The sequence below is a fragment of the Nocardioides sp. FY1077 genome (assembly GCF_058681775.1).
Genome location: NZ_JBZWDB010000002.1, coordinates 952813 through 978707 on the forward strand (window position 1 = coordinate 952813; position 25895 = coordinate 978707).

Here is a 25895-nt window from a genome sequence, read left to right on the forward strand (position 1 = left end):
CGGACGGATCAGCGGGCGGGCGGGTCTCGCGACGGGTCCGTGGCGGACCCGACGGGCAGGCTATCGCCCGTCCTCGCGCGGCGTCGGCGAGGTCTGTCCTGCGGAACTCCGCCGTGGTTAACAACCGCTAACCTCGGCGCTAGCATGGGGACATGACCGGAGTCACACCGTCCCCGACCGCCTTCGAGCTCTCCCGCGAGCACGAGGAGTTCCGCCGCAGCGTCCGCGAGTTCGCAGAGGCCGAGATCGCGCCGCACGCCGCGCGCTGGGACCGCGAGCACCACTTCCCGGTCGACGTCGTGCAGCGGATGGGCGCGCTGGGGCTCTTCGGCCTCACCGCGCCCGAGGAGTACGGCGGCGCCGGCGAGGACGGCGACTTCACCAGCCTGTGCGTGGCGATCGAGGAGATCGGGCGCGTCGACCAGTCGATGGGCATCACGCTGCAGGCCGGGGTCGGGCTGGGCATCAACCCGGTGCTCACCTACGGCACCGCGGAACAGAAGGAGCAGTGGCTGCCGACGCTGGTGGCCGGGGAGCAGCTGGCCGGCTTCGGCCTCACCGAGCCCGGTGCGGGCTCGGACGCCGGCGCGACCGCCACCCGCGCCGAGCTGGTGGGCGACGAGTGGGTCGTCGACGGCGCCAAGCAGTTCATCACCAACTCCGGGTCCTCGATCACCTCGCTCGTCACGGTGACCGCCCGCACGGGCCGCCGCGACGACGGCCGCCCGGAGATCTCGGCGATCATGGTGCCGGCCGGCACGCCCGGGTTCACCGCCGAGAAGGCCTACGACAAGCTCGGCTGGCACGCCTCCGACACCCACCCGCTGTCGTTCAGCGACGCACGGGTCCCGGCCGACCACCTGCTCGGCGAGCGCGGTCGCGGCTACGCGCAGTTCCTGGCCACGCTCGACGACGGCCGGGTCGCCATCTCCGCGCTCTCCGTCGGCTGCATCCAGGCCTGCCTCGACATGGCTCTGGCGTACGCCGGGGAGCGGCAGACCTTCGGTGGACCGATCGGGCGCAAGCAAGGGGTGGCGTTCCAGCTGGCCGACCTCGAGGTGATGCTGCACGCCAGCCGGATGCTGACCTACCGCGCCGCGGCCATGAAGGACGCCGGCGCGCCCTACCGCGACTTCAAGCAGGCCGCGGCCGTCGCGAAGCTGTACACCACGGAGTCGGCGGTCACCGCCACCCGCATCGCCACCCAGGTCTTCGGCGGCTACGGGTTCATGGAGGAGTACCCGGTGGCCCGCTTCTACCGCGACGCCAAGGTGCTCGAGATCGGCGAGGGCACCTCCGAGGTGCAACGGATGCTGATCGCCCGGGGTCTCGGCCTGCCCGTGGAGTGAGCGACACGCCGACCCCTCTTGGGGTGAGCCGTACGCCGCGGGTGCAGGCGTACAACTAGCCCGTTCCCCACCCGGAGGTGTTACGTGGTCCCGTCGTTCCTGGCCCGAGAGAAGACCGTGGCGCCGCCCGGCTTCAACCGTTGGCTGATCCCCCCGGCAGCCCTGGCGGTGCACCTGTGCATCGGCCAGGTCTACGCCACCAGCGTCTACAAGACCGCGCTCGTCGAGCACTTCGACTCCAGCCTCACCGCGGTGGGCATCTCGTTCTCCATCGCCATCGTGATGCTCGGCGTCTCGGCGGCGCTCTTCGGCACCTGGGTCGACCGCAACGGCCCGCGCGCGGCGATGTTCGTGGCCGCCTGCTTCTGGGTCACCGGCTTCCTCGTGGGCGCCCTGGGCATCGCCGTGGGCAGCATCTGGGTCTTCTACCTCGGGTACGGCGTGATCGGCGGCATCGGGCTCGGCATCGGCTACATCTCGCCGGTCTCGACCCTGATCAAGTGGTTCCCCGACCGCCCGGGCCTGGCCACCGGCATGGCGATCATGGGCTTCGGCGGCGGCGCGCTGATCGCCAGCCCGCTCAGCGGCGAGCTGCTGGCCGCCTACGACCCGTCGTTCAACGCCACGCAGAACCCCGTGGCCGACGGCCGCGCGCTGGTGCTGCTCTTCCTCACCCTGGCCGCGCTGTACCTGCTCTTCATGATGTTCGGTGCGTTCTCCATGCGGGTGCCGGCCGAGGGCTGGAAGCCCGACGGCTTCGACCCCGCGTCGGTGAAGCAGAAGAGCCTGGTCACCACCGACAGCGTCTCGGCGTCCAACGCCATCAAGACCCCGCAGTTCTGGCTGCTGTGGACCATCCTGTTCTGCAACGTCACCGCCGGCATCGGCATCCTCGAGCAGGCCTCGCCGATGATCCAGGACTTCTTCCGCGACGGCGACACCAGCACGGTCTCCGTGGTCGCGGCCGGCGGCTTCGTCGGCATGCTGTCGATCTTCAACATGGCCGGGCGCTTCGTGTGGTCCTCGACCTCCGACGTGATCGGGCGCAAGGGCATCTACTTCCTCTACCTCGGCCTCGGCCTGGTGCTCTACGTGCTGCTGGCCACCGTCGGCACCGTGTCCACCGGGGTGTTCGTGCTGCTCGCGGCGGTCATCATCAGCTTCTACGGCGGCGGCTTCGCCACGATCCCGGCGTACCTGCGCGACCTGTTCGGCACCTTCCAGGTCGGCGCCATCCACGGCCGCCTGCTCACCGCCTGGTCGGCGGCCGGTGTGGTCGGTCCGCTCATCGTCAACACCGTGCTGGACAGCTCGGGGGAGCCCGGCAGCCTCACCGCCGACGCCTACCGCCCGGCGCTGTTCATCATGGTCGGGCTCCTCGCGGTCGGCCTGCTGGCCAACGCGATGGTGCGCCCGGTCGCCAGCAAGCACCACGAGCCGTCGCGCGAGCGCGCGACCGAGGGGAGCCACGCATGAGCAGGGTCGTCGTGTCCTGGGCGCTGGTCGCCGTGCCGCTGGCGTACGGCATCGTCGAGACCGTGCGCAAGGCCTCCACGCTCTTCACGGGCTAGTCCGCAGCGGGCCCGAAGCGGGGCCCGACGCCGGGCCGGGGCCAGCGGTGTCCCGGCCCGGCGTCCGTGCGCCGGCGCGGTGGCCTAGCCTGAGCCCATGGGTGACCGGTGCCGGCGACTCCTCGCCGAGGTGGGTCGCTTCCTCGCAGTGGGCGGCCTGGCCACCGTGGTGGCCCTGATGCTGTTCAACCTGCTGGTGCACGGGTTCTCCTCGGGCGGCTCCGCGCCGCTCACCGACCAGCCGATCCTGGCCTACGTGCTGGCCAACTTCGTCGGCATGCTGATCAGCTACCGCGGCACCCGCAGCTGGGCCTTCCGCGACCGTCCGCCGCGCCAGGCCGACGGTGGGCGCTCGGCGTTCCTCGTCATCAACGTCGCCACGATGGCCCTGCCGGTGCTGTGCCTGGTCGTCAGCCGTGACGTGCTCGGGCTCGACGACCCCGTCTCCGACAACATCGCGGCCAACGTGATCGGCCTGGCGCTCGGGGTGGTCGCCCGCTTCTGGCTGTTCCGCACCTACGTCTTCCAGCGACCGATCGGGCTCTCCGACATCTACCCGCCCGAGGAGTCGCCGGCCACCGGCGTCAGCGCGGCGCCCACAGCGCGGTCCACGAGTGACCGAGTCCCGCCGTCAGCTCCCGGAGGAGCGGCAGGCTGACGCCGACCACGTTGTGGTGGTCGCCCTCGATGCCGGTGACGAAGGCCCCGCCGAGGCCGTCGACGGTGAAGGCGCCCGCGACGTGCAGCGGCTCGCCGGTGGCGACGTAGGCGGCCACCTCGTCGTCGTCGACGTCGGCGAAGTGCACGGTGGTCGACGCGGTGGCCGAGACGGTGCGCCCCGACGGCAGGTCGCGCAGGCAGTGGCCGGTGCGCAGGACGCCGGAGCGCCCCCGCATCGCGCCCCACCGTGCGACGGCCTCCGCGGCGTCGGCGGGCTTGCCCAGCGCCCGGCCGTCGAGCTCGAGCACGGAGTCGCAGCCGAGCACGAGGGCGTCCGACGGCACCCGGTCGCCCTCGGCGACGGCGGCGCACTTCAGCTCCGCCAGGCCGAGCGCGAGGTCGGCGGGGGCGAGGCCGTCGAGCTGCGACTCGTCGACGCCGCTGACCACCACGAGGGGGTCGAGACCGGCGCTGCGCAGGGTGGCGAGGCGGGCGGGGGAGGCGCTGGCCAGCACGAAGGTGGTCACGCCCCGACCCTAGGCGGTGGGGGCGGTGCGGGGGGTGGGGCGGTGGCTCAGCCGTCGCGCCGGCCCACGAGCGGCAGGGCGTCGCCGAAGGTGCAGGCGGTGAGCGCGCTCAGCGCGTCGGCCTCGTCCACGTGCTCGGGGGCGCGCATCGCGAGCATCACGTTGAGCAGCATCCCGTGGGCCACGAAGTCCCGGGCCCGGTCGTCGGTACAGCCGGTGCGCTGCACCGTGGCGTAGATCCGGCCCATGCCGGCCCGGGCGTGGGCGGCCACGTCGTCGAGGTCGCCGGCGGAGAAGCCGTGCATCATCACCTGCAGCAGCGACCGGTCGGCCAGCAGGTCGGCGTACGCCGCGCCGAGGCGTCCCCAGTCGTCCTCGTCCTCGGGATCGAACGGTCCCTGGGCCAGCACCTCGGCGAAGCCGCGGTCGATGCGGTGGACGGCCCGGTCGAACACCTCGAGGAACAGCTCGAGCTTGGTGCCGAAGATCCGCACGACGTAGGGCTGCGACACCCCGGCCTCGCGGGCGACGGCGTCGGTGCTGGTGCCGTGGTAGCCGCCCCGGGCGAAGGCGCGGGTGGCGGCGTCGAGCACCAGCTCGCGCCGGTCCTGCGCGTTCATCCGGGGGACGGGGGCGGTCGGTTCCGGGGCCATGGTTGACAGGTTATCAGTCGATTACCTAACGTCGTCGGCAGGAGGTGATCATCCGATGCCTTCCTGAATCCGCCTCGTCGCCCCGGAGACCCCCATGGCCCTGCTCGACCGCCCCGCCACGCCCGAGACCCCCGCACCCCCACCCGGCTCCGGCCGCCGACGCCCGGTCGCCCTGGCCGTGGTCGCCGCGTCGCTGCCGATGTTCATGGCCACCCTCGACAACCTGGTGATGACCACTGCGCTGCCGGTGGTGCAGGCCGACCTCGACGCGAGCGTGGGCCAGCTGTCCTGGTTCCTCAACGCCTACACGCTCGCCTTCGCCACCTTCATGCTGCCCGCGGCCACGCTCGGTGACCGGCTCGGTCGGCGCGCCGTGATGCTCGCCGGCATCACGGTGTTCACCGCCGCCTCGATCGCCGCCGCGCTCAGCACCACCGCCGAGGCGCTGGTGGCCGCCCGAGCCGTGCAGGGGCTCGGCGCGGCCGCGATCATGCCCCTGTCGCTGACCCTGCTGGCCGCCGCGGTGCCGCCGGCGAAGCGGGCGGTGGCCATCGGCATCTGGGGCGGGGTCTCCGGCCTCGGCGTCGGCCTGGGACCCGTCGTGGGCGGGGCGGTCGTCGAGGGCGTCAGCTGGCAGGCCATCTTCTGGCTCAACGTGCCGGTCGCCGTGGTGGCCGTGCCCCTGCTGCTGCTGGCCGTGCCGGAGTCGCGCGGGGCGTGGAAGCGTCTCGACCCCGTCGGCACGCTGCTGCTCGGCGGCGCGGTGGTGCTCGGCATCTGGGGCATCGTGCACGGCAACGACGAGGGCTGGGACGCCCCGCAGGTGCTGGTGCCGCTGGTGGCCTCGGTGCTGCTGCTGCCGGCGTACGTCGCCTGGGCGCGCGGTCGCGACCACGCCGTGCTGCCGCTGCGGCTGTTCGCCGCGCGCGGGTTCAGCGTGGCCAACGTCATCGGGCTGACCTTCACCCTCGGCATGTTCGGCACGGTCTTCCTGCTCTCGCAGTACCTCCAGGTCGTCGACGGCTACTCCCCGCTCGAGGCCGGCGTGCGCACTCTGCCCTGGACGGCCGCGCCGATGGTGGTGGCGCCGATCGCGGGGGCTCTCGCGGCCCGCACCGGCCTGCGCGCGCTGCTGGTCACCGGACTGCTGCTGCAGACGGGGTCGCTGGTGTGGTTCGCCTGGCTCACCGAGCACCAGTCGTCGTACGCCGCGTTCGTGCCGGCCCTGGCGATGGCCGGCATCGGCATGGGGCTGACGTTCGCCCCGAGCGCCACGGCGGTGCTCGAGGGGCTGCCCGACGACGACTTCGCCATCGCCAGCTCGGCCAACTCCACGATCCGCGAGTTCGGTGTGGCCCTCGGCATCGCCGTGCTCACCGCGGTCTTCCTCGGCGCGGGCGGCGACATCACCCCGACCGGGTACGACGGCGCCATCGGCGTCGCGCTGCTGACCGGGGCCGGGGCCGTCGCGGTCGCTGCGCTGGCCGCGCTGGCCGCGCCCGGGCGGGTGCGCGACCGCCAGTAGGCCGGCCGGCGGGTCAGCGGGGGAGGCCGCTGGCCCGCCACCCGCCCGGGCCGTGCGGCGGTGTGTGCCGCACCAGCCGGTGGGGTGCCGCCCACACCGGGCGCGGGCGGGCCGGCGCCGGGGCCCCGCCGCCCAGCGACGCGACGACCGCCACCAGGGCGGCCAGCTCGTCGGGGGTGGGGTCGCCCGAGACCACCCGCAGCACGGGCTGCGCCGGCTGCGCGGCGGCGCCGTCCTCGCCGGTCACCGTCGTCTCGGCGGCCATCAGAGGGGGATGTTCCCGTGCTTCTTGGCCGGCAGGGTCTCCCGCTTGGAGCGCAGCAGCCGCAGTGCGCGGGTGACCTCCACCCGCGTCTCGTGGGGCGTGATCACGGCGTCGACGTAGCCGCGCTCGGCAGCGACGTAGGGGTTGGCCAGCGTGGTCTCGTACTCGTCGATCAGCTCGGCGCGGCGCGCCTCGACGTCGCCGCCGTCGGCCTCGACCTGCGCGAGCTCCTTGCGGTGCACGATGTTGGCCGCGCCCTGGGCGCCCATCACCGCGATCTGGGCGGTGGGCCAGGCGAGGTTCATGTCGGCGCCGAGGTGCTTGGAGCCCATCACGTCGTAGGCGCCGCCGTAGGCCTTGCGGGTGATGATCGTGACCAGCGGGACGGTGGCCTCGGCGTAGGCGTAGATGAGCTTGGCGCCGCGCCGGATGATGCCGTTCCACTCCTGGTCGGTGCCGGGCAGGAAGCCGGGCACGTCGACGAAGGTGAGCACCGGCAGGTTGAAGGCGTCGCAGAACCGCACGAACCGGGCGGCCTTCTCGGAGGCGTCGATGTCGAGGGTGCCGGCCAGCTGCATGGGCTGGTTGGCCACCACGCCGACCGACTGCCCCTCCACCCGGCCGAAGCCGACGAGCAGGTTGGGGGCGAACAGCTCCTGGACCTCGAGGAACTCCTGGTCGTCGAGCACCGTCTCGATGACGGTGTGCATGTCGTAGGGCTGGTTGGGGGAGTCGGGGACGATCGTGTCGAGCGCCAGGTCGAGCTCGGAGGGCGTCAGGTCGGCCGGCTCGTCGAAGGCCGGCGCGGGGTCGAGGTTGTTCTGCGGCAGGAACGACAGCAGCGACTTCACGTAGTCGATCGCGTCGTCCTCGTCGGCGCCCATGTAGTGGGCGTTGCCCGACTTGGTGTTGTGGGTGCGCGCGCCGCCGAGGTCCTCCATCGACACGTCCTCGCCGGTGACGGTCTTGATGACGTCGGGGCCGGTGATGAACATGGCGGAGGTCTGGTCGACCATCACGGTGAAGTCGGTGACGGCGGGGGAGTAGACGTGGCCGCCGGCGCAGTTGCCCATGATCATCGAGATCTGCGGGATGACCCCCGAGGCGTGCACGTTGCGGCGGAAGATCTCGCCGTACAGGCCGAGGGAGACCACGCCCTCCTGGATGCGGGCGCCGGCGCCCTCGTTGATGCCGATGATCGGGCAGCCGGTCTTGATCGCGAGGTCCATCACCTTGGTGATCTTCTCGCCGTACACCTCGCCCAGCGAGCCGCCGAACACGGTGAAGTCCTGGGAGAACACGCACACCTGGCGACCCCCGATGGTGCCGTAGCCGGTGATCACGCCGTCGCCGTACGGGCGGTTCTTCTCCAGGCCGAACGCGGTGGAGCGGTGGCGCGCCAGCTCGTCGAGCTCGACGAAGGAGCCCTCGTCGAAGAGCCGCTCGATGCGCTCGCGGGCGGTCAACCGGCCCTTGGCGTGCTGCTTCTCGACCGCCTTGGCCGACCCTGCGTGGACGGCCGCGTCGAGGCGGCGGTCGAGGTCGGCGAGCTTGCCGGCGGTCGTGTGGAGGTCGAGGTCGTCGGGGACCTCGGTGCCCTCGCCTGGCTGTGCGCTCACGTGTATCCGGCCTCCTGAACTGACCCGTCGGGTGGACGTGCGTCAGGGTAGTGCCCGTGACCCCCGAGCCTCCCGCGCGCCCACTCCACGACCCGGCGCAGGCCCTGGACCGCTCCCGGCTGGCCCGCCCCGGCCCGGGCCTGCGCGTGGAGGTGGTCGAGGAGACCGGCTCCACCAATGCCCTCGTCGCCGCGCGTGCCCGCGCCGGGGAGCCCGAGGGGCTGGTCGTGGTGGCCGAGCACCAGACCGCCGGCCGGGGGCGGCTCGACCGCGGCTGGACCATGCCCGCGCGCACCTCGCTGCCCTTCTCCGTGCTGCTGCGCCCGCGGGTGCCCGCCGCGCAGTGGCCGTGGCTGCCCCTGCTCACCGGCCGGGCGGTCGCGGCGGCACTGGTCGCCCACGGCTTCCCGGTGGGCCTGAAGTGGCCCAACGACCTGCTCACCTCGGCCGGCGGCGGCGAGCGCAAGCTGGCCGGAATCCTGGTCGAGCGCGTCGAGGGTCCCGCCGGCCCCGTGGCGGTGGTGGGCGTAGGGCTCAACGTCACCACGGCCGCCGCCGACCTGCCGGTGCCCACGGCGACGTCGCTGGCCGTGGAGGCCGCGCGCCTCGGCATCGAGGTGCCCGGGCGCACCGACCTGCTCCTCGACGTGCTCGACGCGCTGCGGGCCGCCCACGACGACTGGCAGGACGACTGGCAGGACGGCGGGGCCGCCGGGGCCGCCGGGGCCGCCGGGGCCGCCGGGGCCGAGCGGCTGCGGGCGGCGTACGCCGGCGCGTGCGTGACCGTGGGCCGCGACGTGCGGGTGGACCTGCCGGGCGGTGCGGTGCTGCGCGGGCGGGCCACGGGCGTCGACGCCGCGGGCCGGCTGGTGGTGGCCGGGCCCGACGGCGACGTGGCGGTCGGGGCCGGCGACGTGGTGCACGTGCGCGCCACCTGAGCCCCACCTGAGCCCCACCTGAGCCCCGCCGGGGCCGTGGCCGTGCCCGGCCAGCTCACGCCGCGGCGCTGACGCCGACTGCCAGCGGCGCGGGGCGCCGGGTGACATGATCGGGGGGTGGTCATCTCCCAGGCGCGGTCGAGCGACGTCGTCGTCGATGCGCCCCCGGGTCGACGGTGACCGATCCGCAGCGGCGTCCCGGTGACCTCGAGCGGGCGATCCTGGGCGACGTCCCGGTGCTGACCTCGCCCGAGCTGGCCGAGCACGCCGGGGTCACCCAGGAGCAGGCGCGCAGGTTGTGGCGCGCCCTCGGCTTCCCCGAGCACTCCCCGGACGAGCGGGCCTTCATGGGCGCCGACTCCGAGGCCGTGGCGATGCTGCTCGGCGTCGTCGACTCCGGCCTGATCGACTTCGACCTCGCGGTCAACCTCACCCGCGCCGTGGGCCAGACGATGGCGCGGCTGGCCGACTGGGAGGTCTCCGCACTGGTGCAGCACGTGGAGTCGCTGGAGGAGCAGGAGGTGGCCGAGGGGGGCCGCCTGGAGGCCGCGATGCGGCTGGTCGAGGACTTCAGCACGCCGTTCGAGGCCATGCTGATCTACGCCTGGCGTCGCCACCTCGCCGCCGCCGCGGCGCGGGTCGAGGCCCTCGGTGCGGCCGACGAGGACCTGCACACCACCACGCTGACCGTCGGCTTCGCCGACATCGTGGGGTTCACCGCGCTCAGCAACACCCTCACCGAGGAGCGCATCGGCGACCTCGTGGAGCTCTTCGAGGTGCGCTGCGCCGACGTGGTGGCCGCGCAGCGGGGGCGGGTCATCAAGAGCATCGGCGACTCCGTGCTGTTCGTGAACGCCGACCCCATCCAGGCCTACGACACCGCCGAGGGGATCATCAACGTGATCGGCCGCGACCCGCGGATGCCCGACGTGCGCCTCGGACTGGCCAGCGGGTCGGTCGTGATGCGGCTGGGCGACGTCTTCGGCCCGCCGGTCAACATGGCCGCGCGGCTGACCGCGGTGGCCCGGCGCAACCGCATCATCATCGACGCCACGACGGCCGGGCTGCTGCCCGACGAGGACTTCGAGACGCGCCGGTTGCCGGCGCGCCCGGTGCGCGGCTTCGGGCTCGTGGAGCCGGTGGCCGTTCGACGTCACTGACGCGTCGCCGTCGATCTGACAGGTGGCACGTTCCTGCCACTGTCATTTTCCGGCATTTACTTACCCTGTGCCGAGCCGGTTCGTACGGTGGAGGGGTGCACAGAGTCCAGGACATCAGTCTCGACCCCGGGACCCGTCAGGTCTGGAAGGGCTCCACGGAGCTCACCCTCTCCCGCAAGGAGTTCGACCTGCTCGCGGCCCTCATCGCCCGCGCCGGCGAGATCGTCAGTCGCGAGCAGCTGATGCGCGAGGTGTGGCACACGACGTTCTGGACGTCGTCGAAGACCATCGACGTGCACCTGGGCTGGGTGCGCCGCAAGATCGGCGACGACCCGCGCCGTCCCCACCTGATCACCACGATCCGCGGCCAGGGCCTGCGCTTCGAGCCGGAGCCGCCCGAGGGCCACCCCGCCGGTGCCACCGCCGACCTCACCGGCAGCGACGGCAGCACCGTGACCCCGGCGCCGGCCGTCGTGATCGGCACCGACGTCGTCGTCGAGGCGCCGCCCGAGGCCGCCGCGCCGCCGCAGGTGCGGGTGGCGCACCCGCCGGCCGGCGCGGTCGCCGTCCAGGTCGTCGACCACGTCGTCGTCTGACCCGGGCGTCTCCTAGGCTGGGCGGGTGCCCCAGCCCGCCCCCACCCTCGCCGTCGTCGGCGGCGGACAGCTGGCCCGCATGATGGCCCAGCCCGCCATCGCGCTCGGCCTCCCGCTGCGTCTGCTCGCCGAGGCCGACGGCGTCTCGGCCGCCCAGGTGATCGTCGACCAGGTCGTCGGCGACCACCGTGACCTCGCCACGCTGCGCCGGGTCACCGACGGCTGCGCCGTGGTGACCTTCGACCACGAGCACGTGCCGACCGAGCACCTGCGAGCCCTCGAGGCCGACGGGGTCGCCGTCCGGCCCGGGCCCGACGCGCTCGTGCACGCCCAGGACAAGGCGGTGATGCGCGAACGGCTCACCGCACTGGGGGTGCCCTGCCCGCGTCACGCGGTGGTGGCCTCGGTCGCCGAGGTCGAGGCGTTCGGGTTCCCGTGCGTGCTGAAGACGACCCGCGGCGGCTACGACGGCAAGGGCGTGTGGTTCGTCGACGGCCCCGACGACTGCGCCGCGGCCCTCGACGCGGCCCGTGCCGCCGGGGTGGCGCTCCTGGCTGAGGAGCGCGTCGACTTCCGCCGCGAGCTCTCCGCGCTGGTGGCCCGCTCGCCGTCCGGCCAGGCCGCGGCGTGGCCGGTCGTGGCCTCCACCCAGCGCGACGGCATCTGCCACGAGGTCGTCGCCCCGGCGCCCGACCTCGACCCCGACCTCGCCGCCCACGCCCAGCAGGTGGCGCTGCGCATCGCCGGCGAGCTCGGTGTCACCGGCGTGCTCGCGGTCGAGCTGTTCGAGACCACCGACGGACGCATCCTGGTCAACGAGCTGGCCATGCGCCCCCACAACACCGGGCACTGGACCCAGGACGGCGCGGTGACCTCCCAGTTCGAGAACCACCTGCGCGCCGTGATGGACCTGCCGCTGGGCTCCCCGGCGCCCCGGGCGCGCTGGACGGTGATGGTCAACATCCTCGGCGGCGACGACCCCGCGGTCGGGCGCCTCTACGACGGCTTCCCCCACGCCATGGCCCGCGACCCGCACCTGCGGGTGCACCTGTACGGCAAGGACCTGCGTCCGGGCCGCAAGGTGGGCCACGTCAACGCCTACGGCGACGACCTCGAGGACTGCCTGGAGCGGGCGCGGCACGCCGCCGCCTGGTTCCGCGGCGACCTCGGCAACGAGAGCGAGTGACCCCGTGACCCCAGCTCCTGACAGCCCCTGGTCCGCCAGCCCGACCTCCGGCCCCCGGGTCGGCATCGTGATGGGCTCCGACTCCGACTGGCCGGTGATGAAGGCCGCGGCCGAGGCGCTGGCGGAGTTCGACATCGCCCACGAGGCCGACGTGGTCTCGGCCCACCGGATGCCGGAGGAGATGCTCGCCTACGGTCGCAGCGCCGCCGAGCGGGGGCTCGCGGTGATCGTCGCCGGCGCCGGGGGCGCCGCCCACCTGCCCGGGATGCTCGCCGCGGTGACGCCGCTGCCGGTGGTGGGCGTACCGGTGCCGCTGGCCCACCTCGACGGCATGGACTCGCTGCTGTCGATCGTGCAGATGCCGGCCGGGGTGCCGGTCGCCACCGTGGCCGTCGGCGGGGCGCGCAACGCCGGGCTGCTCGCCGTGCGCATCCTCGCCGCCACCGACCCCGCGCTGCAGCAGCGGATGGTGGAGTTCCAGGCGGCGCTGCGCACCGCGGCACAGGAGAAGGGCGAGAGCGTACGGCGTGACGCAGGGCCCCGCCGGCTCGGGTTCTAGCCCGTCCGTGACCACCGCCGTCGACGCCGACCTGGTGGCGCGCGCCCGGCTGGTCGGCGTCGACGTGGCGCGGTGCCTGGCGCTGGTCGGCATGGTGGCCACCCACGTCGCCGCGCCCCGCGATCCCGACGGGTCGCTCAGCCTGGCCCACGCGGTGGCCGGCGGGCGGGCCGCGGCGCTGTTCGCGGTGCTGGCCGGGGTGAGCCTGGCGCTGACCACCGGACGCCGGGTGCCCGTGGTCGGGCGCGAGCGGGCGGCGCGCTCGGCGGGCATCGCCGTGCGCGCGGTGCTGGTGGCCGTCGTGGGGCTGCTGCTGGGCGGCCTCGACTCCGGGCTGGCGGTGATCCTCACCTCCTACGGCGTGCTGTTCCTGCTGGCGCTGCCGTTCCTGGGGCTGCGGACGCCGACGCTGCTGGCCTGGGCGGCGGGGTGGGTGGTCGTCACGCCGCTGGTGTCGTGGGTGCTGCGGCCGCGGCTGCCCGCCCGCGGGTTCGACAGCCCCACGTTCCCCCGCCTGGTCGCGGACCCGGGGCAGCTGGCCTCCGACGTGCTGTGGGCGGGGTACTACCCGGCCGTGCCGTGGCTGGGCTACCTGCTGGTGGGCCTCGCGGTGGGCCGCCTCGACCTCGCCCGGCGTGCCACCGCCCTGCTCGTCGCCGGGGTCGGCGCTGGGCTCGCGGTGGCGGCCACGCTGGTGTCGCGGCTGCTGGTGGCCCGCACCGACCTCGGCCCCGGCGTCCTCGACGAGGCCGCCGGCGGGCTGTTCGGCAACACGCCGACCGGCGGCGACCCGGCCTGGCTGCTGGTCGTCTCACCGCACTCCTCGACCACCCTCGACCTGCTGGCCACCAGCGGGAGCGCGCTGCTCGTGCTCGGGCTCTGCCTGGCTCTCGACGCGACCGTGTCGGCCCGGGGAGCCCGGCCGGGTCGGGCAGGCCGGGCGGCGTCGCTCGCCCGGGCCGCCACGGGCGTCGTGTTCGGCGCCGGCACGATGGTGCTGTCGCTCTACTCGCTCCACGTGCTGCTCCGCACCGACCGCCTGTGGCCGCCCGAGGAACCCTCCGCGCTGCCCGCCCACCTGTTCGTGCTGCTGTTCCTCGGCGCGGTCTACGCCGCCGTCGGGCGGCGCGGGCCGCTGGAGACCGCGGTGTCGGCGGCCTCCCGGGCCGCGGCGGGCGCCGTACGACGCGCCGGCCGGTCGGGCTGACCCCCGACCTGGTCGACCGGGCGCGCTGGTCGGGGGTGCTCGAGCGGCGCGATCGCGCTGGTCGGGCAGCGCCGGGCGGTCAGGCGCCGCGGCGGCGCCACTCGATGGCGGGGCAGGTGTCCATCACCATGGCGACGCCGGCCGCGCGGGTGCGCTCGAGGGCGGCCTGGTCGACCACACCGAGCTGCAGCCACACGCCGCGCGCCCCGATCGCCACCGCCTGGTCGGCGAACTCGCCGGCCGCCTCGGAGCGGCGGAAGACGTCGACGACGTCGACGGGGAACGGGATGTCGGCCAGCGTGGGGTAGGCCTGCTCGCCGAGCACCACGAGGTCCTGCTCGGCGGCGAGCGGGTGCACCGGCACGATGCGCTTGCCGCGGGCCTGCAGCAGCGCGGCGATCTGGTGGGCGGTGCGGGAGGGGTCTCCGGAGAGGCCGACGACGGCCCAGGTGTCGCAGTCGTCGAGCATCAGGTCGACCGAGGCGGGGTCCTGCGGGCCGAGGGTCCCGGCAGGGGACCGGGGAGTGGGGGAGGTCATGCCGGAAGCCTAGGACGACGGCCCCGGGCGGTCCGTACCTGCGAGTAACATGAATGCTATGACGTCCACGTACCCGATGTATGCGCTGTCCGAGGAGCACCAGGCGATCCGCGAGGCGACCCGGGCGATCTGCGACGCCAAGGTGGCGCCGTACGCGGCCGACGTCGACGAGCAGGCCCGCTACCCCCACGAGGCCGCCGCGGCGCTGCTCGCCGCCGACCTGCACGCCCCCCACGTGCCCGAGGAGTACGGCGGCGCCGGTGCCGACGCGCTGGCCACCGTGCTGGTCATCGAGGAGGTGGCCCGCGCCGACGTGTCGGCCTCGCTGATCCCGGCGGTCAACAAGCTCGGCTCGCTGCCGGTGCAGATCGCGGGCTCGGAGGAGCTGAAGAAGCGCTACCTCGGGGCGCTGGCGCGCGGCGAGGGCGGCTTCTCCTACTGCCTCTCCGAGCCGGAGGCCGGCTCCGACGCGCTGTCGATGAAGACCCGGGCGGTGCGCGACGGCGACGACTGGGTGCTCACCGGCACCAAGCGCTGGATCAGCAACGCAGGGGAGTCGGAGTACTACACGGTGCTCGCCGTCACCGACCCGGCGAAGCGCTCGCGCGGCATCTCGGCGTTCGTGGTGGAGAAGTCCGACCCCGGCGTGTCGTTCGGCGCACCCGAGCGCAAGCTCGGCATCAAGGGCAGCCCGACCCGTGAGGTCTACCTCGACGCCGTGCGCGTCCCGGCCGACCGGATGATCGGCGCCGAGGGCACCGGCTTCGAGACCGCGATGAAGACCCTCGACCACACCCGCGTCACCATCGCCGCCCAGGCGGTCGGCGTCGCGCAGGGCGCCCTCGACTACGCGCTGCGCTACGCCAAGGAGCGCGAGCAGTTCGGGAGGCCGATCGCGGAGTTCCAGGGCCTGCAGTTCATGCTCGCCGACATGGGCATGAAGATCGAGGCCGCCCGCCAGATGACCTATGCCGCCGCCGGCCGCTCCGAGCGCGGCGACGACGACCTCACCTTCTTCGGCGCCGCGGCCAAGTGCTTCGCCTCCGACGTCGCCATGGCGGTGACGGTCGACGCGGTGCAGGTGCTCGGCGGCTACGGCTTCACCAAGGACTACCCGGTGGAGCGGATGATGCGCGACGCCAAGATCACCCAGATCTACGAGGGCACCAACCAGGTGCAGCGCATCGTGATGGCCCGCCAGCTGCTCGCCGGGGTGCAGTCGCAGCTCTGAGCGCGGCCGACTGCCGCGACCGGCTACTGGGCGTCGTCCTCCGGGACCACGTCACCGCCGGGGCCGTCGCCGACGACGTCGTGCTCGGCGGCGGTCGACTCCTCGGGGGTCTCCTCGGCGACCTCGCCGAGGTCGATGGCGGGCGCGTCGTCGGGGTGCTGGCTCATGGGGTGCCGGTGCCCACCGGGCGCCGTCGTACGCCCGACCGGACGGCGGCTCAGGCGGGCGCGGTGTCGGCGCGGCGCAGGCCCCGCACCGAGGCAGGCGCCAGCGTGAGCGCGACGACCAGGACGTAGCCGACGCCGGCGGCGAGCAGCACCTCCTGCACGCCGACCACCGCGCCCAGGGGGCCGAAGACGAGCTGGCCCACCGGGATGGCGACGAACGACCCGAGGGCGTCGTAGGAGTAGGCGCGCGACAGCATCGCCGGGGGCACGTGCTCCTGCATCGCCAGGTTCCAGCCCAGGCCGAACACCTCGGTGCCGGCGCCGGCCACGAACATCGCGACCAGGACGGGCACGAGCGTGGGCTCCACCCCCAGCACGATCATCGGCAGCCCGAGCAGGGAGACCCCGAGCAGGCCCACGAGCAGCGGCCGCTCGAGACGCACCCGGGTCAGCACCACGGTCATCGCCAGCAGGCCGACCGCCTCCGCCGACAGCACCAGGCCCCAGCCGCGCTCGCCGAGCTCGCCCTCCTTCGCCAGCACCGGCCCGAGCGTCACGAGCGCGCCGGCGTGGATCGCGTTGAGCACGGTGAACCCGAGCACGACGGAGCGCAGCCAGGTGGTGCGCCGCACGTAGCCCCAGCCGTCGCGCAGCTGGGCCAGCACGCTGTCGTCGTCCGACGCGGCGGCGGCAGGCACCCGCACCGGCAGCAGCAGCGCGGCGGCGAGCAGGTAGCTGAGTCCGTCGACGGCCAGCGCCCAGCCGGGACCGGCGGTCACCACGATCAGCGCGGCGGCCGAGGGGCCGACGACGGTGAGCGCCCCGCGCACCATCGAGACCAGCACGTTGGCCTGCTGCAGCTGCTCGCGCGGCACCAGCTGCGGCAGCACGCTCGACAGGGCCGGGAAGCTCATGGCCGTCGACGTGCCGATGAGCGCGGCGAGCACCACGAGGTGCCACAGCTCGGCGACGCCGGTGAGCAGGAGGGTGGCGATGGTGAGCTGGCTGAGCCCGGCCACCACGTTGGACGACTGGATCACCAGGGTGCGGCCGAACCGGTCGGCCACCACGCCCCCGACGAGCAGGAACACCACCATCGGGATGCTCATCGCGGCGAGCACGACGCCGAGCGCGCCGGGGGAGTCGCTGAGGTCGAGCACCGCGAACGCCAGCGCGACGCTCGACATCGTGCTGCCGAGGAGGCTGACCGACCGGGACGCGAAGTACCAGCGGAAGTCGTGCTCGCGCAGCGGGGCGAGGGCCGGGGCGCGGACGCCGGCACGTGTCGTCACGGGCGGCAGCCTGCCACGGCCCCGGCCGACCCGGCCGACCTCGCGCTCATCGCGGGACGGCGTGGCCCAGCACGCCGCGGGCGGCTCGGACGAGCGCGGCGTTCGACGGCGCGGGGGAGCCGTCGGGCAGCACCAGGACGTCCTCCAGGCCGATCCGCGTGGCCAGTCCCCACGCCGCGGCGCAGCGCAGCGCCGGCCACGCGCTGGAGCCCTCGCCGTGCAGCAGGACGGGCACTGCCCCGTCGCCGGCGGCCCGCACCTGCGCGACGAGCGCGCCGGCCTCGGTGGACGTGGCCGGCGCGGTCAGCGCGTCGGGCAGCTCGACCATCGCCCGCAGGCAGCGGTCCCGGTGGGGCGACGCCGCCCACCGGGCGACCGCGTCGGCCTGCCAGAGCCCGGCCTCCACCCCGACCCCCCGGTCGAGCAGCGCGGCGGCGACGGCGTCGGCGCCGTCCTCGTGCCAGTTGACCGAGGCGAAGTCCGGCAGCTCCGTCCACCCACCGACGGCACCCACCCGCTCACCGGGGTCGGGCGAGGCCCAGGCGCCCGTGGTCACCCCGACCGGTACGCCGGGCGCCGCGGCCCGGACCGCCCGGAGCGCGGCCGCCAGCGCGGTCGAGTCCAGGGTGTCGACGCCGGCGGCGTCCTTGACGTGCACGTGCACCGACCCCGCACCGGCGGCCACCACCGCGGCGGCGTCGGCGCCCAGCTGCGCCGGGGTCACCGGCAGCGCCGGGTGCTCGTCGGGTCGACGCGCGCCGTTGAGGCAGGCCTGCAGCCGCACCCCGGTCAGGCGCCGGGCAGGCGGGGGGCGTCCACGGGGGTGCGGGCGCTGAGCCAGCCCTGCACGGTCGCGGCGTCGGGGGTCAGCCCGTCGCTGATCGCGTGGGGCACGACGCGGCTGAAGTAGTCGGTGACCATGCCGTCGGACTCGCGCACCAGCATGCCGGCGGCCTGGCCGTCGACCACCCAGGAGCCGAGCACGACGTAGTTGCCGCCGTACACCGGCAGGGGGGTGTAGGCCTGGTAGACCCAGCCCTCGGCGCCGTACACGCCGGGCATGGTGGTCTCGTGGCCGTCGGCGAGGTGGATGGTGATGCCGTCGCCCTCGCGTCCGTGCAGCGGCTTGGCGACCCACTCCTCGAGGTCGCGCGGCTCGTCGAAGTACGCCGGCAGCAGCAGCCGGTGGCCGGGGTTGCGCTCCCACAGCACCGGCAGGATCGCCTTGGTGCTGAGCAGCACCTTCCACGCCGGCTCGAACCAGCGCACCGGGCGCGTCTCGCGCCCGTCGACGAGCATCCGCCCGAACTCCTCCCCGAGCATGTCCTCCCAGGGGTAGAGCTTGAACGCGTTGCGGATGGGCTCGTCGTGCACGTCGCGGAAGCTGCGGGTGTCGGGGTTCCAGCCGACCTGCGAGATGGGCTGGGCCATCACCCGCAGCCCTGCCTGCACGGCGCAGTCCATCAGGTAGTGGACGGTCATCTCCATCTCGCCGCCGTCGTACTCGCCCTCCCCGCCGAGGTCGTAGAGGAAGTGCACGGCGTCGCCGTCGAGGTGGCCGCCGACCCGCAGGGCGCGCCAGCGCTCGACGAGCCGGTCGTGCACGCTGTTCCACTGGTCGATGTCGTGCATCACGTCGTCGATCCAGCGCCACTGGACGACGCCGGTCTCCACCAGCCCGGTGGGGGTGTCGCCGTTGACCTCGAGCATCTTGATCGACCCGTCGGGGCCGTAGACCAGGTCGAAGCGGGCGTAGATCGCGGGGTCACCGCGCTCGATCGAGGCGCGCACCAGCGACAGGCTGCCCTCGGGCAGGCCGAGGCGCGCGTCGGTCATCGTCGCCGCCATGTGGCCCGCGGCGTCGACGCACATCTCCCACAGCTCCTCGGTCGCGGCCTCCATGGCCTCGACCTCCTGCAGGGTCACCTCGTACCACGCCGACTCGTTCCAGTAGGGCACCGTGCGGCCCTCGGGGGTCGGGGTCAGCGGGAAGATCAGGCCCTGCTCGGTGACGATGCGCTCCCACTCCGGGCGCGGGCGCGACGCGTGGCGCCACATCAGGCGATGCTGGCGCAGACGATGGCGCCGACCGAGATCGCGGACGCGGCGGCGACGTAGGCCAGCGGACGCACCGGGCCGGGCTCGGTCACGATGCGCCGCAGGTCGCCCGGGGTGAGCGCCTCGACGACGAAGAACATCACGGCGTTCAGGGCGATGCCCAGCGCGCCGAACGACAGCGTCCAGACCAGCGCCCAGCCCAGGTCGGTCTCGCCGTTGGTCCAGATGGCGGTGAACAGCACCGCCGCGTTCGAGACCAGCCAGGCCGAGGCCACCACGCCGGCCGAGCGGGACGACGCGTGCACCGACTCCGCCCCGGTCTCGTCGACGCCGCGCAGGTGGTTGCCCAGGTGGCCCGGGGTGACCAGGTCGAGGACGTAGTAGGCGGCGACGAGCATGGCGCCGGCCAGCACGGCGTAGACGACGGCGTGCACGAGGGCGACGAAGAGCTCTTCCAGCATGGGGATGTCCTTCAGGTGGTGGGTCGGGGAGGGCGGGAGGGGCGCGCGGGCCGGGTCAGGACGAGATGCCGCGGCTGGTGCCGCCGAAGCCGCCGGTCTTCGTCACCGACTTCACCGACGTGCCGCCCGTGCTGGGCAGGCCGCCGCGCTGGACGCGGCCGCCCAGCGACGACCCGTTGTAGGTGCCGCCGGAGACGCCGCTGCCGATCGCCGGCACCCGCGAGCTGGCGCCGAGGTAGTACCAGAAGAAGCCCGACCCGGTGCCGTTGTAGTCGGCGTCGTCCTCGTCGCACACGTCGTCGTCGACGCGCTCCTCGGTCTCCGTGTCGACGCACACGGCGGCGTAGTCGGCCGAGGTGGAGCAGCCGCTGAGGCCGGCGGCCATCAGGGCGGTCACGCCGATGCTGACGCCGGTGGAACGCATCCGGCGGCGGGTGGTGTCGGTCATGCGCGGGTCCTCCGCTGGGATCGGGGCTGGGGCTGGGGCTGGGGCTGGGAGTGGTGCCGGGGTCGGGCGGGGCCGGTGGTGGGGGCGGGGCTCATCGTCCCTGGTCGCGGAACAGCGCGAGCATCCGGTCGTCGAGGTGGGGGTCGTCGGGGGCCAGGCCCGCGCCCGGCAGCTCCTCGAGACGGCTGCGCAGCCACTCCTCGCCGTGGGTGGCGGCCAGGCTCTGCAGCATCAGGTGCTGGAGCACCTCCACGCGGTCGTGCAGGGAGTCGACGGTCTCGGCCAGCGCGACCTGCTCCTCGTGGGAGAACTCGTTGCGGTCGTGCACCAGCCCCGCGATCACGTGGCCGATCGCGATCGGCACCAGCACCAGCATGGCCACGATGAGCACCACGGCCACCCCGCGCCCGGCGGTGGAGGACGGGTACTGGTCGCCGTACCCGACGGTCGAGCCGGTCACCACGCCCCACCACAGGCCCTCCACCGGGCCTCGACCCTCGAGGGCGGCGTAGGCCATCGAGCAGGCCACCCACACCGCCAGGACCGCCAGGACCAGCAGCCGCGGGGTGTTGACCAGGCGGCGCGCCGGACGGGCGACCACCCGCTGGCGCAGCGACGCCGCGCCCGGCTCGTCGGCCGCGCCCGCAGGCGGGTCGGCGGCGGACACGTGCGGGGCGGGCTCGGTGGGCTCGGTGGGCATCGGTCTCCAACGGGGGGTGGGTGGGGGCACCCTGGTCCTGCCACCGGGACGCCCCCGTCAAACTAGTCGCGCGAGACCTGGTTCGCCCAGGGCCCGCCGGCGGGTCGGCTCCGACCGGTGACCAGGCGAGCGGCGGGGCCGGTGACCGGGTGCGGCCTAGCGTCGGTGACGTGCCCGTCGACCTGCTCCCGCCCCGCGACGAGGCCCGCCTGCGCGCCCTCGCGGCGACCCACGACGCCGCTCCCGTGCTCGGGCCCGACGACGACCCGGTCGCCTGGGCCGCAGCGGCCCCGGCCCCCCTGCGCGGGAGGTCGCTGCGGGTGCCGCTCGACGCCGCCGCGGTGCCGTACGACGACGCGGCGGCGGCCGTGCTGCGGTGGGCCGCCCAGGCCGGCGCCGGCATGCACCCGTCGGTCTCCTCGGCCGTGGTCGTCCCCGACGCGGTGGCGCTGGTGGGGCCCGGCGTGGGTCGGCTGCGTCTGAGGGCACCGGTGCGGGTGCTGTGGCGCCTCGACGGGCCGCAGCGGGCGGGCTTCGCCTACGGCACGTCCCAGGGCCACCCGGTGGCCGGCGTCGAGGTGTTCCTGGTCGAGGCCACCGACGCGGGCACGGTCGTCACCGTGGCCGCGGTGTCGCGTCCCGACCGGGCCGCGGTGGCCGCGACGGCCCCCCTGGTCGGGCTGGGCCAGGCGGCGATGATGCGGGCCTACGTGCGCGCGGTGCGCCGTGCGGCGGGGGCCGCACCGGGGTGAGCCGGCCCACCGTCTCGGGTGCCGCCGGAGGGGTACCGGGTGCGTTCCGACCCGACCCGCTGGGAGCACCCGTGCAGACCGACCACGACATCGCGCGCGCCGCTGCGGAGGCCGCTCGCGAGATCGACACGGCGACCGACCTCGCCGGCACCCTCGACCGCATCGTCCACGTGGCGCGCGACTCGATGCCGGGCATCGACGAGGTCGGCATCTCGGTGGCCCACCGCGACGGGTCGATCGAGACCGTGGCGGCCACCTCCCAGGTCAGCGGCGACCTCGACCAGCTGCAGTACGAGCTCGGTGAGGGGCCCTGCCTGCACACCATCACGACCGACCCGGTGGTGGTCGTGGAGCACGCCCGCCACGAGCAGCGCTGGCCGCGCTACATCGCGGGTGCGGTCAGGCTCGGGCTGCGCTCCCAGCTGGGGGTGCGCCTCTACCACGACGACGAGACCCTCGGCGGGCTGAACCTGTACTCCCTCAGCAGCGACGAGATCGACCCCCACACCGCCGTGCTCGCCGAGGTCTTCGCCACCCACGCCGCCCTCGCGCTGGGTCGGGTGCGCCGGCTGGAGAACCTGAACGCCGCCCTGGAGACCCGCCAGCAGATCGGCCAGGCCGTCGGCATCGTGATGGAGCGCTTCTCCCTCGACGAGGAGCGCGCGTTCGACTTCCTGGTGCGCACCTCCCAGCACGGCAGCATCAAGCTGCGCGACGTGGCTGCGCGCCTCGTGGACGACGCCAACCAGCAGCACGCCACCGGCGCCCGCGGCTGAGCCGCTCCCCGCCCTGCGACCGGCGGCTACCGTCGCCGACATGACGCACCACGCCGGGCAGGCCCGCGAGACGCTCACCCTGACCACTGCCGCCGGCCCCGCCGAGGCCTACCTGAGCGGTGAGCCGGGACGCCCCGGCGTGCTGCTGTACGTCGACGCGATCGGGCTGCGCCCGCAGGTGCGCGACATGGCCGACCGCATCGCGTCCTGGGGCCACCTGGTGCTGGTGCCCCACGTCTTCCACCGCGACGGCGCCGCCGGCGACCTCGCCCCGCAGGCCGACCTGCGCGAGGCGGGCGCCCGCGAGGCGTTCTTCGCCGGTGGGGTGATGGACCGGGTGCGCGCGCTCACCCCCGAGCTGGCCGACCCCGACTCCGACGTGTGGGTCGAGGCGCTGCTGGCCCACGCCGGCGACGGCCCGGTGGGCGTCGTGGGCTACTGCATGGGCGCCCGCCTGGCCGTGCGCACCGGTGCCCGCCACCCCGGCACCGTCGCCGCGGTGGCCGGCTTCCACGGCGGGGGACTGGTCGGCGACGGCCCCGACAGCCCCCACCTGCTGCTCGGCGCCTCCACCGCCGAGCACGTCTTCGGCCACGCCGACCACGACCCGTCGATGCCCCTCGCCGCCGTCGCCGCGCTCGAGGAGGCGCTGCGGGCCACCGGCCGGCGCCACGTCAACGAGGTGTACGCCGGCGCCCCGCACGGCTTCACGATGGCCGACACCTCGGCGTACGACGAGCGGGCCGCCGCCCGCCACTGGACCGCGCTGGAGGCGCTGCTGGCCCGCACCCTGGGCGGCGGGACGGGGGTCCCGGAGGCCTCGCACCCGTAGGGGTGATGGTCCTCCCGGGGGTGGCCAGTACGTTCGAACGCATGGCCAACATCAAGCTGAAGTACACCGTGCCGGGCATGAGCGCCGACGACGCCGCCCGGGTCATCGAGCTCCTCCAGGACCGCCTGTGGGCCTGCAACGACCTGCACCTCACCCTCAAGCACGTGCACTGGAACGTCGTGGGTCCCCACTTCATCTCCGTGCACGAGATGATCGACCCGCAGGTCGAGCTGGTGCGCGGCTTCGCCGACGACATCGCCGAGCGCATCGCGACCCTGGGCGGCTCGCCGCAGGGCACCCCCGGCTCGCTGGTGGCCAACCGCCAGTGGCAGGAGTACAGCATCGGTCGCGCGACGACCCAGGAGCACCTCGGTGCCCTCGACATGGTCTACCAGGGCGTCATCTCCAGCCACCGCGACGCGATGAAGGAGCTCGAGGAGCTCGACCCGGTGACCCAGGACATGATCATCTCGCAGATCGACGGCCTCGAGCTGTTCCACTGGTTCATCCGCGCCCACCTCGAGGACAAGGCCGGCGCGCTCTCGACCACCGGCGCCACCTCCGAGGCCGAGGCCGCAGCCGCAGCCGGCTGAGCCACACCCGCCCGCTCCGGGCACCCGCACCGTCACGACGACCCCGTGTCCCTCCGGACACGGGGTCGTCGTGCGTTGTGACGACGGCCCAGCGGTGCCGCCGGCGGCCGGGTCAGGAGGAGGGGAAGAGGCGCGGCAGGTCGGAGGCCCGCCCGGTGAACCGCGGGGCGCGCTTCTCGCGGAACGCCGCCACGCCCTCCTTGCCGTCACCGGTGGACGTGTGCCACATGGCGAGGCTGTCGGAGAGGTGGGCGTCGAGCGGGTGCGGGGCGGCGGCGTTGGTGTAGAGCAGCTGCTTGGCCAGGGCCAGCGCCACCGGGGAGCGGTCGACGACGAAGGAGCGGGCCAGCTCGAGCGCGGCCGGCAGCAGCTCGTCGGGCTCGTGCACCGAGCGCAACAGCCCACCGGCGTGCGCCTGCTCCGCGGTCAGCACGTCGGCGGAGTAGACCCACTCCAGGGCCTGCTGCAGCCCCACGAGCCGCGGCAGGAACCAGCTCGAGCAGGCCTCCGGCACGATGCCGAGGCGACCGAAGACGAAGCCGATGCGGGCCTTGGTCGAGGCCAGGCGCAGGTCCATCGCCAGGGTCATCGTGGCGCCGATGCCGACGGCGGGTCCGTTGATCGCGGCGATCACCGGCTTGGGGAGGGCGTGCACCGCGAGGGTGACCTTGCCGCCGGTGTCGCGCAGGCCGCTCTCCCACGGCTCCTGGTCGTAGGACTCCCGCACCCGCTCGGGGTCGACGTCGAGGCTCTCGTCGAGGCCGAAGACGTTGCCCTCGGCGGAGAGGTCCATGCCGGCGCAGAACGCGCGGCCCGACCCGGTGACCACGACGGCGCGCACGGCGTCGTCGTGGGCCTCGACGGTGAACACCTGCAGCAGCTCGCGGGCCATCACCAGGTCGAAGGCGTTGAGCTGGTCGGGGCGGTGGAGGGTGAGCGTGGCCACCCCGTCGTCGTCGACGTCCCACTGCAGGGTCTCGAAGGTCACGGGGTGGCTCCTTCCGGCAGGCCCGAGGGCGTGCACAGGCTGTCGTCGATGCGGTCGGTCTGGTCGTCGATGACGGCCTGGAACATCTGCTGCGAGCGCTCGGGGTCCCAGGTGACCGCCAGGTCCTGGATCGGCACCGAGCAGGTCAGCCCGGAGTCGCCGTTGACCCGCGTCATCGCCATGGCCCACATCGCGGCCCGCGCGGGGCCCATCCCCTCACCGAAGGTCACGGTCTCGGTGGCGGCCGTGTTGAGGCGCCAGTAGCGCAGCGGGTTCAGCACCGACCAGGGCGAGACGACCTCGCGGCCGATCGCCGAGACCACCTCGCGCTGCTGGCGGGCGCGCTCGACGTCGCCGAGGCCGCTGGTCTTGCGCGAGCGGGCGTAGCCCAGGGCGGTGACGCCGTCGGCCTCCTGGCAGCCCTTCTCCACCTCGAGGTTGGCCTGCGGGTCGACCATCGCCTGCCTCGGGCAGATCTCGACGCCGCCCACGGCGTCGACGAGGCTCACGAAGCCGCCGATGCCGATCTCGACGTACTCGTCGACGCGGATGCCGGTGTTCTGCTCGATGGTGCGGGTCAGCAGCCGGGGGCCGCCGAAGGCGTAGGCGGCGTTGACCTTGGTGGTGCCCGAGCCCGGCACGTCGACGATCGAGTCGCGGGGGATCGACATCAGCAGGTTGGGGCCGTCGCCGGTGTGCAGCAGCATGATCGTGTCGGTGCGCTGGCCCGAGGCGTTGCCCGTGCCGTACTCCTCGCGCTCGGCCGCGCTCAGGTCGGCGCGCGAGTCGCTGCCGACCAGCAGGTACGTCGTGCCGGGCTGCTCGCCGGGGCGCTCGCCCTCGGGCTCGAAGGCCACCTCGTCGACCTGGGTCCACGAGTAGACCGGCACCGCGACCAGGTAGACCACCCAGAGCGCGAGCAGCGCCACGAGGTAGCGCAGCCGGAAGCGCGGACGGCGCCGGCCGCTGCTGCTGCCGCCGCGCGGGGTGGGCGCCGGGGTCGGCGCGGGTGCGGGCACCGGTGCAGGGGCCGGTGCGGCCGCGCCGGGCGGGGGAGCGGCGGCGTCGCGCGGCTGGGTGCGCATCACCCGGGTCGACTCGTCACCACCGGCCACGGGCGTCGGACCGCGCCGCACCGGCCGGGTGGCGTCGGGGTCGTCGGGGCCGGGCGCGCCCTTGCCGCCGTAGAGCCAGTCGAACCGCTCCTGGTCGTCTCCGCCGTGCCCGGGCCGCTCTGCCATGGA

Annotated in this window: 30 protein-coding genes; 16 read left to right on the plus strand and 14 right to left on the minus strand. The window is 74.2% G+C overall.

Annotated elements, in window-relative coordinates:
* Positions 1 to 152: 152 nt before the first annotated feature.
* The 4 genes from AC4OR8_RS09360 (at position 153) to AC4OR8_RS09375 (ending at position 3578) form a co-directional block, all read left to right on the plus strand.
* The gene (locus AC4OR8_RS09360) at positions 153 to 1349 is read left to right on the plus strand and encodes an acyl-CoA dehydrogenase family protein (protein WP_492165266.1); all 1197 of its coding nucleotides are present in this window, start codon (positions 153 to 155) and stop codon (positions 1347 to 1349) included.
* Between the two features lie 84 nt (positions 1350 to 1433).
* Positions 1434 to 2825: an OFA family MFS transporter gene (locus AC4OR8_RS09365; RefSeq protein ID WP_492165267.1), complete on the plus strand. Its 1392-nt coding sequence runs from the start codon at positions 1434 to 1436 to the stop codon at positions 2823 to 2825.
* Positions 2822 to 2920: an MFS transporter small subunit gene (locus AC4OR8_RS09370; RefSeq protein WP_492165268.1), complete on the plus strand. Its 99-nt coding sequence runs from the start codon at positions 2822 to 2824 to the stop codon at positions 2918 to 2920. The genes AC4OR8_RS09365 and AC4OR8_RS09370 overlap by 4 nt, the downstream gene beginning before the upstream one ends.
* 97 nt (positions 2921 to 3017) lie before the next feature.
* Positions 3018 to 3578, plus strand: coding sequence for a GtrA family protein (locus AC4OR8_RS09375; RefSeq protein WP_492165269.1), 561 nt, complete (start codon positions 3018 to 3020; stop codon positions 3576 to 3578).
* Here AC4OR8_RS09375 and AC4OR8_RS09380 read toward each other — a convergent pair.
* Positions 3505 to 4107 (minus strand): Maf family protein, encoded by a 603-nt coding sequence (locus tag AC4OR8_RS09380; RefSeq protein WP_492165270.1) that lies wholly within the window; start codon positions 4105 to 4107, stop codon positions 3505 to 3507. The two genes, AC4OR8_RS09375 and AC4OR8_RS09380, sit on opposite strands and share 74 nt — an antisense overlap.
* Positions 4108 to 4154: 47 nt before the next feature.
* On the minus strand, positions 4155 to 4760 hold the full coding sequence (locus tag AC4OR8_RS09385) for a TetR/AcrR family transcriptional regulator (RefSeq protein ID WP_492165271.1): 606 nt from the start codon (positions 4758 to 4760) through the stop codon (positions 4155 to 4157).
* Positions 4761 to 4854: 94 nt separating this feature from the next.
* Here AC4OR8_RS09385 and AC4OR8_RS09390 point away from each other — a divergent pair, with 94 nt between their 5' ends.
* Positions 4855 to 6285 (plus strand): DHA2 family efflux MFS transporter permease subunit, encoded by a 1431-nt coding sequence (locus tag AC4OR8_RS09390; RefSeq protein ID WP_492165272.1) that lies wholly within the window; start codon positions 4855 to 4857, stop codon positions 6283 to 6285.
* A 13-nt stretch (positions 6286 to 6298) separates the two neighbouring features.
* Here AC4OR8_RS09390 and AC4OR8_RS09395 read toward each other — a convergent pair whose 3' ends face one another.
* Together AC4OR8_RS09395 and AC4OR8_RS09400 are read right to left on the minus strand one after the other, a co-directional pair.
* The gene (locus AC4OR8_RS09395) at positions 6299 to 6550 is read right to left on the minus strand and encodes an acyl-CoA carboxylase subunit epsilon (RefSeq protein ID WP_492165273.1); all 252 of its coding nucleotides are present in this window, start codon (positions 6548 to 6550) and stop codon (positions 6299 to 6301) included.
* Positions 6550 to 8169 carry an acyl-CoA carboxylase subunit beta gene (locus AC4OR8_RS09400; RefSeq protein ID WP_492165274.1) on the minus strand — a complete coding sequence of 540 codons (1620 nt, stop codon included), beginning with the start codon at positions 8167 to 8169 and terminating at the stop codon, positions 6550 to 6552. The genes AC4OR8_RS09395 and AC4OR8_RS09400 overlap by 1 nt, the downstream gene beginning before the upstream one ends.
* A gap of 56 nt (positions 8170 to 8225) precedes the next feature.
* On the opposite strand from AC4OR8_RS09400, the gene AC4OR8_RS09405 reads away from it, so the two are divergent.
* From AC4OR8_RS09405 to AC4OR8_RS09430, 6 genes are all read left to right on the plus strand, one after another.
* The gene (locus tag AC4OR8_RS09405; protein WP_492165275.1) at positions 8226 to 9107 is read left to right on the plus strand and encodes a biotin--[acetyl-CoA-carboxylase] ligase; all 882 of its coding nucleotides are present in this window, start codon (positions 8226 to 8228) and stop codon (positions 9105 to 9107) included.
* A 176-nt stretch (positions 9108 to 9283) separates the two neighbouring features.
* On the plus strand, positions 9284 to 10267 hold the full coding sequence (locus tag AC4OR8_RS09410; RefSeq protein WP_492165276.1) for an adenylate/guanylate cyclase domain-containing protein: 984 nt from the start codon (positions 9284 to 9286) through the stop codon (positions 10265 to 10267).
* 95 nt (positions 10268 to 10362) lie between these two features.
* Positions 10363 to 10863, plus strand: coding sequence for a winged helix-turn-helix domain-containing protein (locus tag AC4OR8_RS09415; protein ID WP_492165277.1), 501 nt, complete (start codon positions 10363 to 10365; stop codon positions 10861 to 10863).
* 25 nt (positions 10864 to 10888) lie between these two features.
* Positions 10889 to 12049 (plus strand): 5-(carboxyamino)imidazole ribonucleotide synthase, encoded by a 1161-nt coding sequence (locus tag AC4OR8_RS09420; protein WP_492165278.1) that lies wholly within the window; start codon positions 10889 to 10891, stop codon positions 12047 to 12049.
* 4 nt (positions 12050 to 12053) lie between these two features.
* A complete protein-coding gene (gene purE, locus AC4OR8_RS09425) occupies positions 12054 to 12608 on the plus strand; it encodes a 5-(carboxyamino)imidazole ribonucleotide mutase (protein ID WP_492165279.1) in 555 nt (184 codons plus the stop codon).
* 7 nt (positions 12609 to 12615) lie between these two features.
* Positions 12616 to 13815, plus strand: coding sequence for a heparan-alpha-glucosaminide N-acetyltransferase domain-containing protein (locus tag AC4OR8_RS09430; RefSeq protein ID WP_492165280.1), 1200 nt, complete (start codon positions 12616 to 12618; stop codon positions 13813 to 13815).
* Between the two features lie 79 nt (positions 13816 to 13894).
* Here AC4OR8_RS09430 and AC4OR8_RS09435 read toward each other — a convergent pair whose 3' ends face one another.
* The gene (locus AC4OR8_RS09435) at positions 13895 to 14353 is read right to left on the minus strand and encodes a CoA-binding protein (protein WP_492165281.1); all 459 of its coding nucleotides are present in this window, start codon (positions 14351 to 14353) and stop codon (positions 13895 to 13897) included.
* 58 nt (positions 14354 to 14411) lie between these two features.
* Between AC4OR8_RS09435 and AC4OR8_RS09440 the strand changes: the two genes are divergently transcribed.
* Complete coding sequence (locus AC4OR8_RS09440) at positions 14412 to 15584, plus strand: acyl-CoA dehydrogenase family protein (protein WP_492165282.1); 1173 nt, start codon at positions 14412 to 14414, stop codon at positions 15582 to 15584.
* Positions 15585 to 15607: 23 nt separating this feature from the next.
* On the opposite strand, the gene AC4OR8_RS09445 is transcribed toward AC4OR8_RS09440, so the two are convergent.
* From AC4OR8_RS09445 to AC4OR8_RS09475, 7 genes are all read right to left on the minus strand, one after another.
* The gene (locus AC4OR8_RS09445; protein ID WP_492165283.1) at positions 15608 to 15751 is read right to left on the minus strand and encodes a hypothetical protein; all 144 of its coding nucleotides are present in this window, start codon (positions 15749 to 15751) and stop codon (positions 15608 to 15610) included.
* A 50-nt stretch (positions 15752 to 15801) separates the two neighbouring features.
* The gene (locus AC4OR8_RS09450) at positions 15802 to 17043 is read right to left on the minus strand and encodes an MFS transporter (RefSeq protein ID WP_492165284.1); all 1242 of its coding nucleotides are present in this window, start codon (positions 17041 to 17043) and stop codon (positions 15802 to 15804) included.
* A gap of 46 nt (positions 17044 to 17089) precedes the next feature.
* On the minus strand, positions 17090 to 17827 hold the full coding sequence (locus AC4OR8_RS09455) for a 3-keto-5-aminohexanoate cleavage protein (RefSeq protein ID WP_492165285.1): 738 nt from the start codon (positions 17825 to 17827) through the stop codon (positions 17090 to 17092).
* Between the two features lie 5 nt (positions 17828 to 17832).
* Positions 17833 to 19101 carry a glutathionylspermidine synthase family protein gene (locus AC4OR8_RS09460; RefSeq protein ID WP_492165286.1) on the minus strand — a complete coding sequence of 423 codons (1269 nt, stop codon included), beginning with the start codon at positions 19099 to 19101 and terminating at the stop codon, positions 17833 to 17835.
* Positions 19101 to 19562 carry a DUF350 domain-containing protein gene (locus AC4OR8_RS09465; protein ID WP_492165287.1) on the minus strand — a complete coding sequence of 154 codons (462 nt, stop codon included), beginning with the start codon at positions 19560 to 19562 and terminating at the stop codon, positions 19101 to 19103. The genes AC4OR8_RS09460 and AC4OR8_RS09465 overlap by 1 nt, the downstream gene beginning before the upstream one ends.
* A 55-nt stretch (positions 19563 to 19617) precedes the next feature.
* Positions 19618 to 20010, minus strand: a complete 393-nt coding sequence (locus tag AC4OR8_RS09470; RefSeq protein ID WP_492165288.1) for a hypothetical protein — start codon at positions 20008 to 20010, stop codon at positions 19618 to 19620.
* 91 nt (positions 20011 to 20101) lie between these two features.
* Positions 20102 to 20710: a potassium channel family protein gene (locus tag AC4OR8_RS09475; RefSeq protein WP_492165289.1), complete on the minus strand. Its 609-nt coding sequence runs from the start codon at positions 20708 to 20710 to the stop codon at positions 20102 to 20104.
* A gap of 170 nt (positions 20711 to 20880) precedes the next feature.
* Between AC4OR8_RS09475 and AC4OR8_RS09480 the strand changes: the two genes are divergently transcribed.
* From AC4OR8_RS09480 to AC4OR8_RS09495, 4 genes are all read left to right on the plus strand, one after another.
* Positions 20881 to 21462 carry a DUF1990 family protein gene (locus tag AC4OR8_RS09480; protein ID WP_492165290.1) on the plus strand — a complete coding sequence of 194 codons (582 nt, stop codon included), beginning with the start codon at positions 20881 to 20883 and terminating at the stop codon, positions 21460 to 21462.
* Between the two features lie 71 nt (positions 21463 to 21533).
* On the plus strand, positions 21534 to 22238 hold the full coding sequence (locus tag AC4OR8_RS09485) for a GAF and ANTAR domain-containing protein (protein WP_492165291.1): 705 nt from the start codon (positions 21534 to 21536) through the stop codon (positions 22236 to 22238).
* 40 nt (positions 22239 to 22278) lie between these two features.
* On the plus strand, positions 22279 to 23070 hold the full coding sequence (locus AC4OR8_RS09490; protein WP_492165292.1) for a dienelactone hydrolase family protein: 792 nt from the start codon (positions 22279 to 22281) through the stop codon (positions 23068 to 23070).
* Between the two features lie 41 nt (positions 23071 to 23111).
* Positions 23112 to 23663, plus strand: coding sequence for a Dps family protein (locus AC4OR8_RS09495; RefSeq protein ID WP_492165293.1), 552 nt, complete (start codon positions 23112 to 23114; stop codon positions 23661 to 23663).
* A gap of 112 nt (positions 23664 to 23775) precedes the next feature.
* On the opposite strand, the gene AC4OR8_RS09500 is transcribed toward AC4OR8_RS09495, so the two are convergent.
* Together AC4OR8_RS09500 and AC4OR8_RS09505 are read right to left on the minus strand one after the other, a co-directional pair.
* Complete coding sequence (locus AC4OR8_RS09500; protein ID WP_492165294.1) at positions 23776 to 24651, minus strand: crotonase/enoyl-CoA hydratase family protein; 876 nt, start codon at positions 24649 to 24651, stop codon at positions 23776 to 23778.
* Positions 24648 to 25892, minus strand: a complete 1245-nt coding sequence (locus tag AC4OR8_RS09505; RefSeq protein WP_492165295.1) for an LCP family protein — start codon at positions 25890 to 25892, stop codon at positions 24648 to 24650. The genes AC4OR8_RS09500 and AC4OR8_RS09505 overlap by 4 nt, the downstream gene beginning before the upstream one ends.
* Positions 25893 to 25895 lie beyond the last annotated feature (3 nt).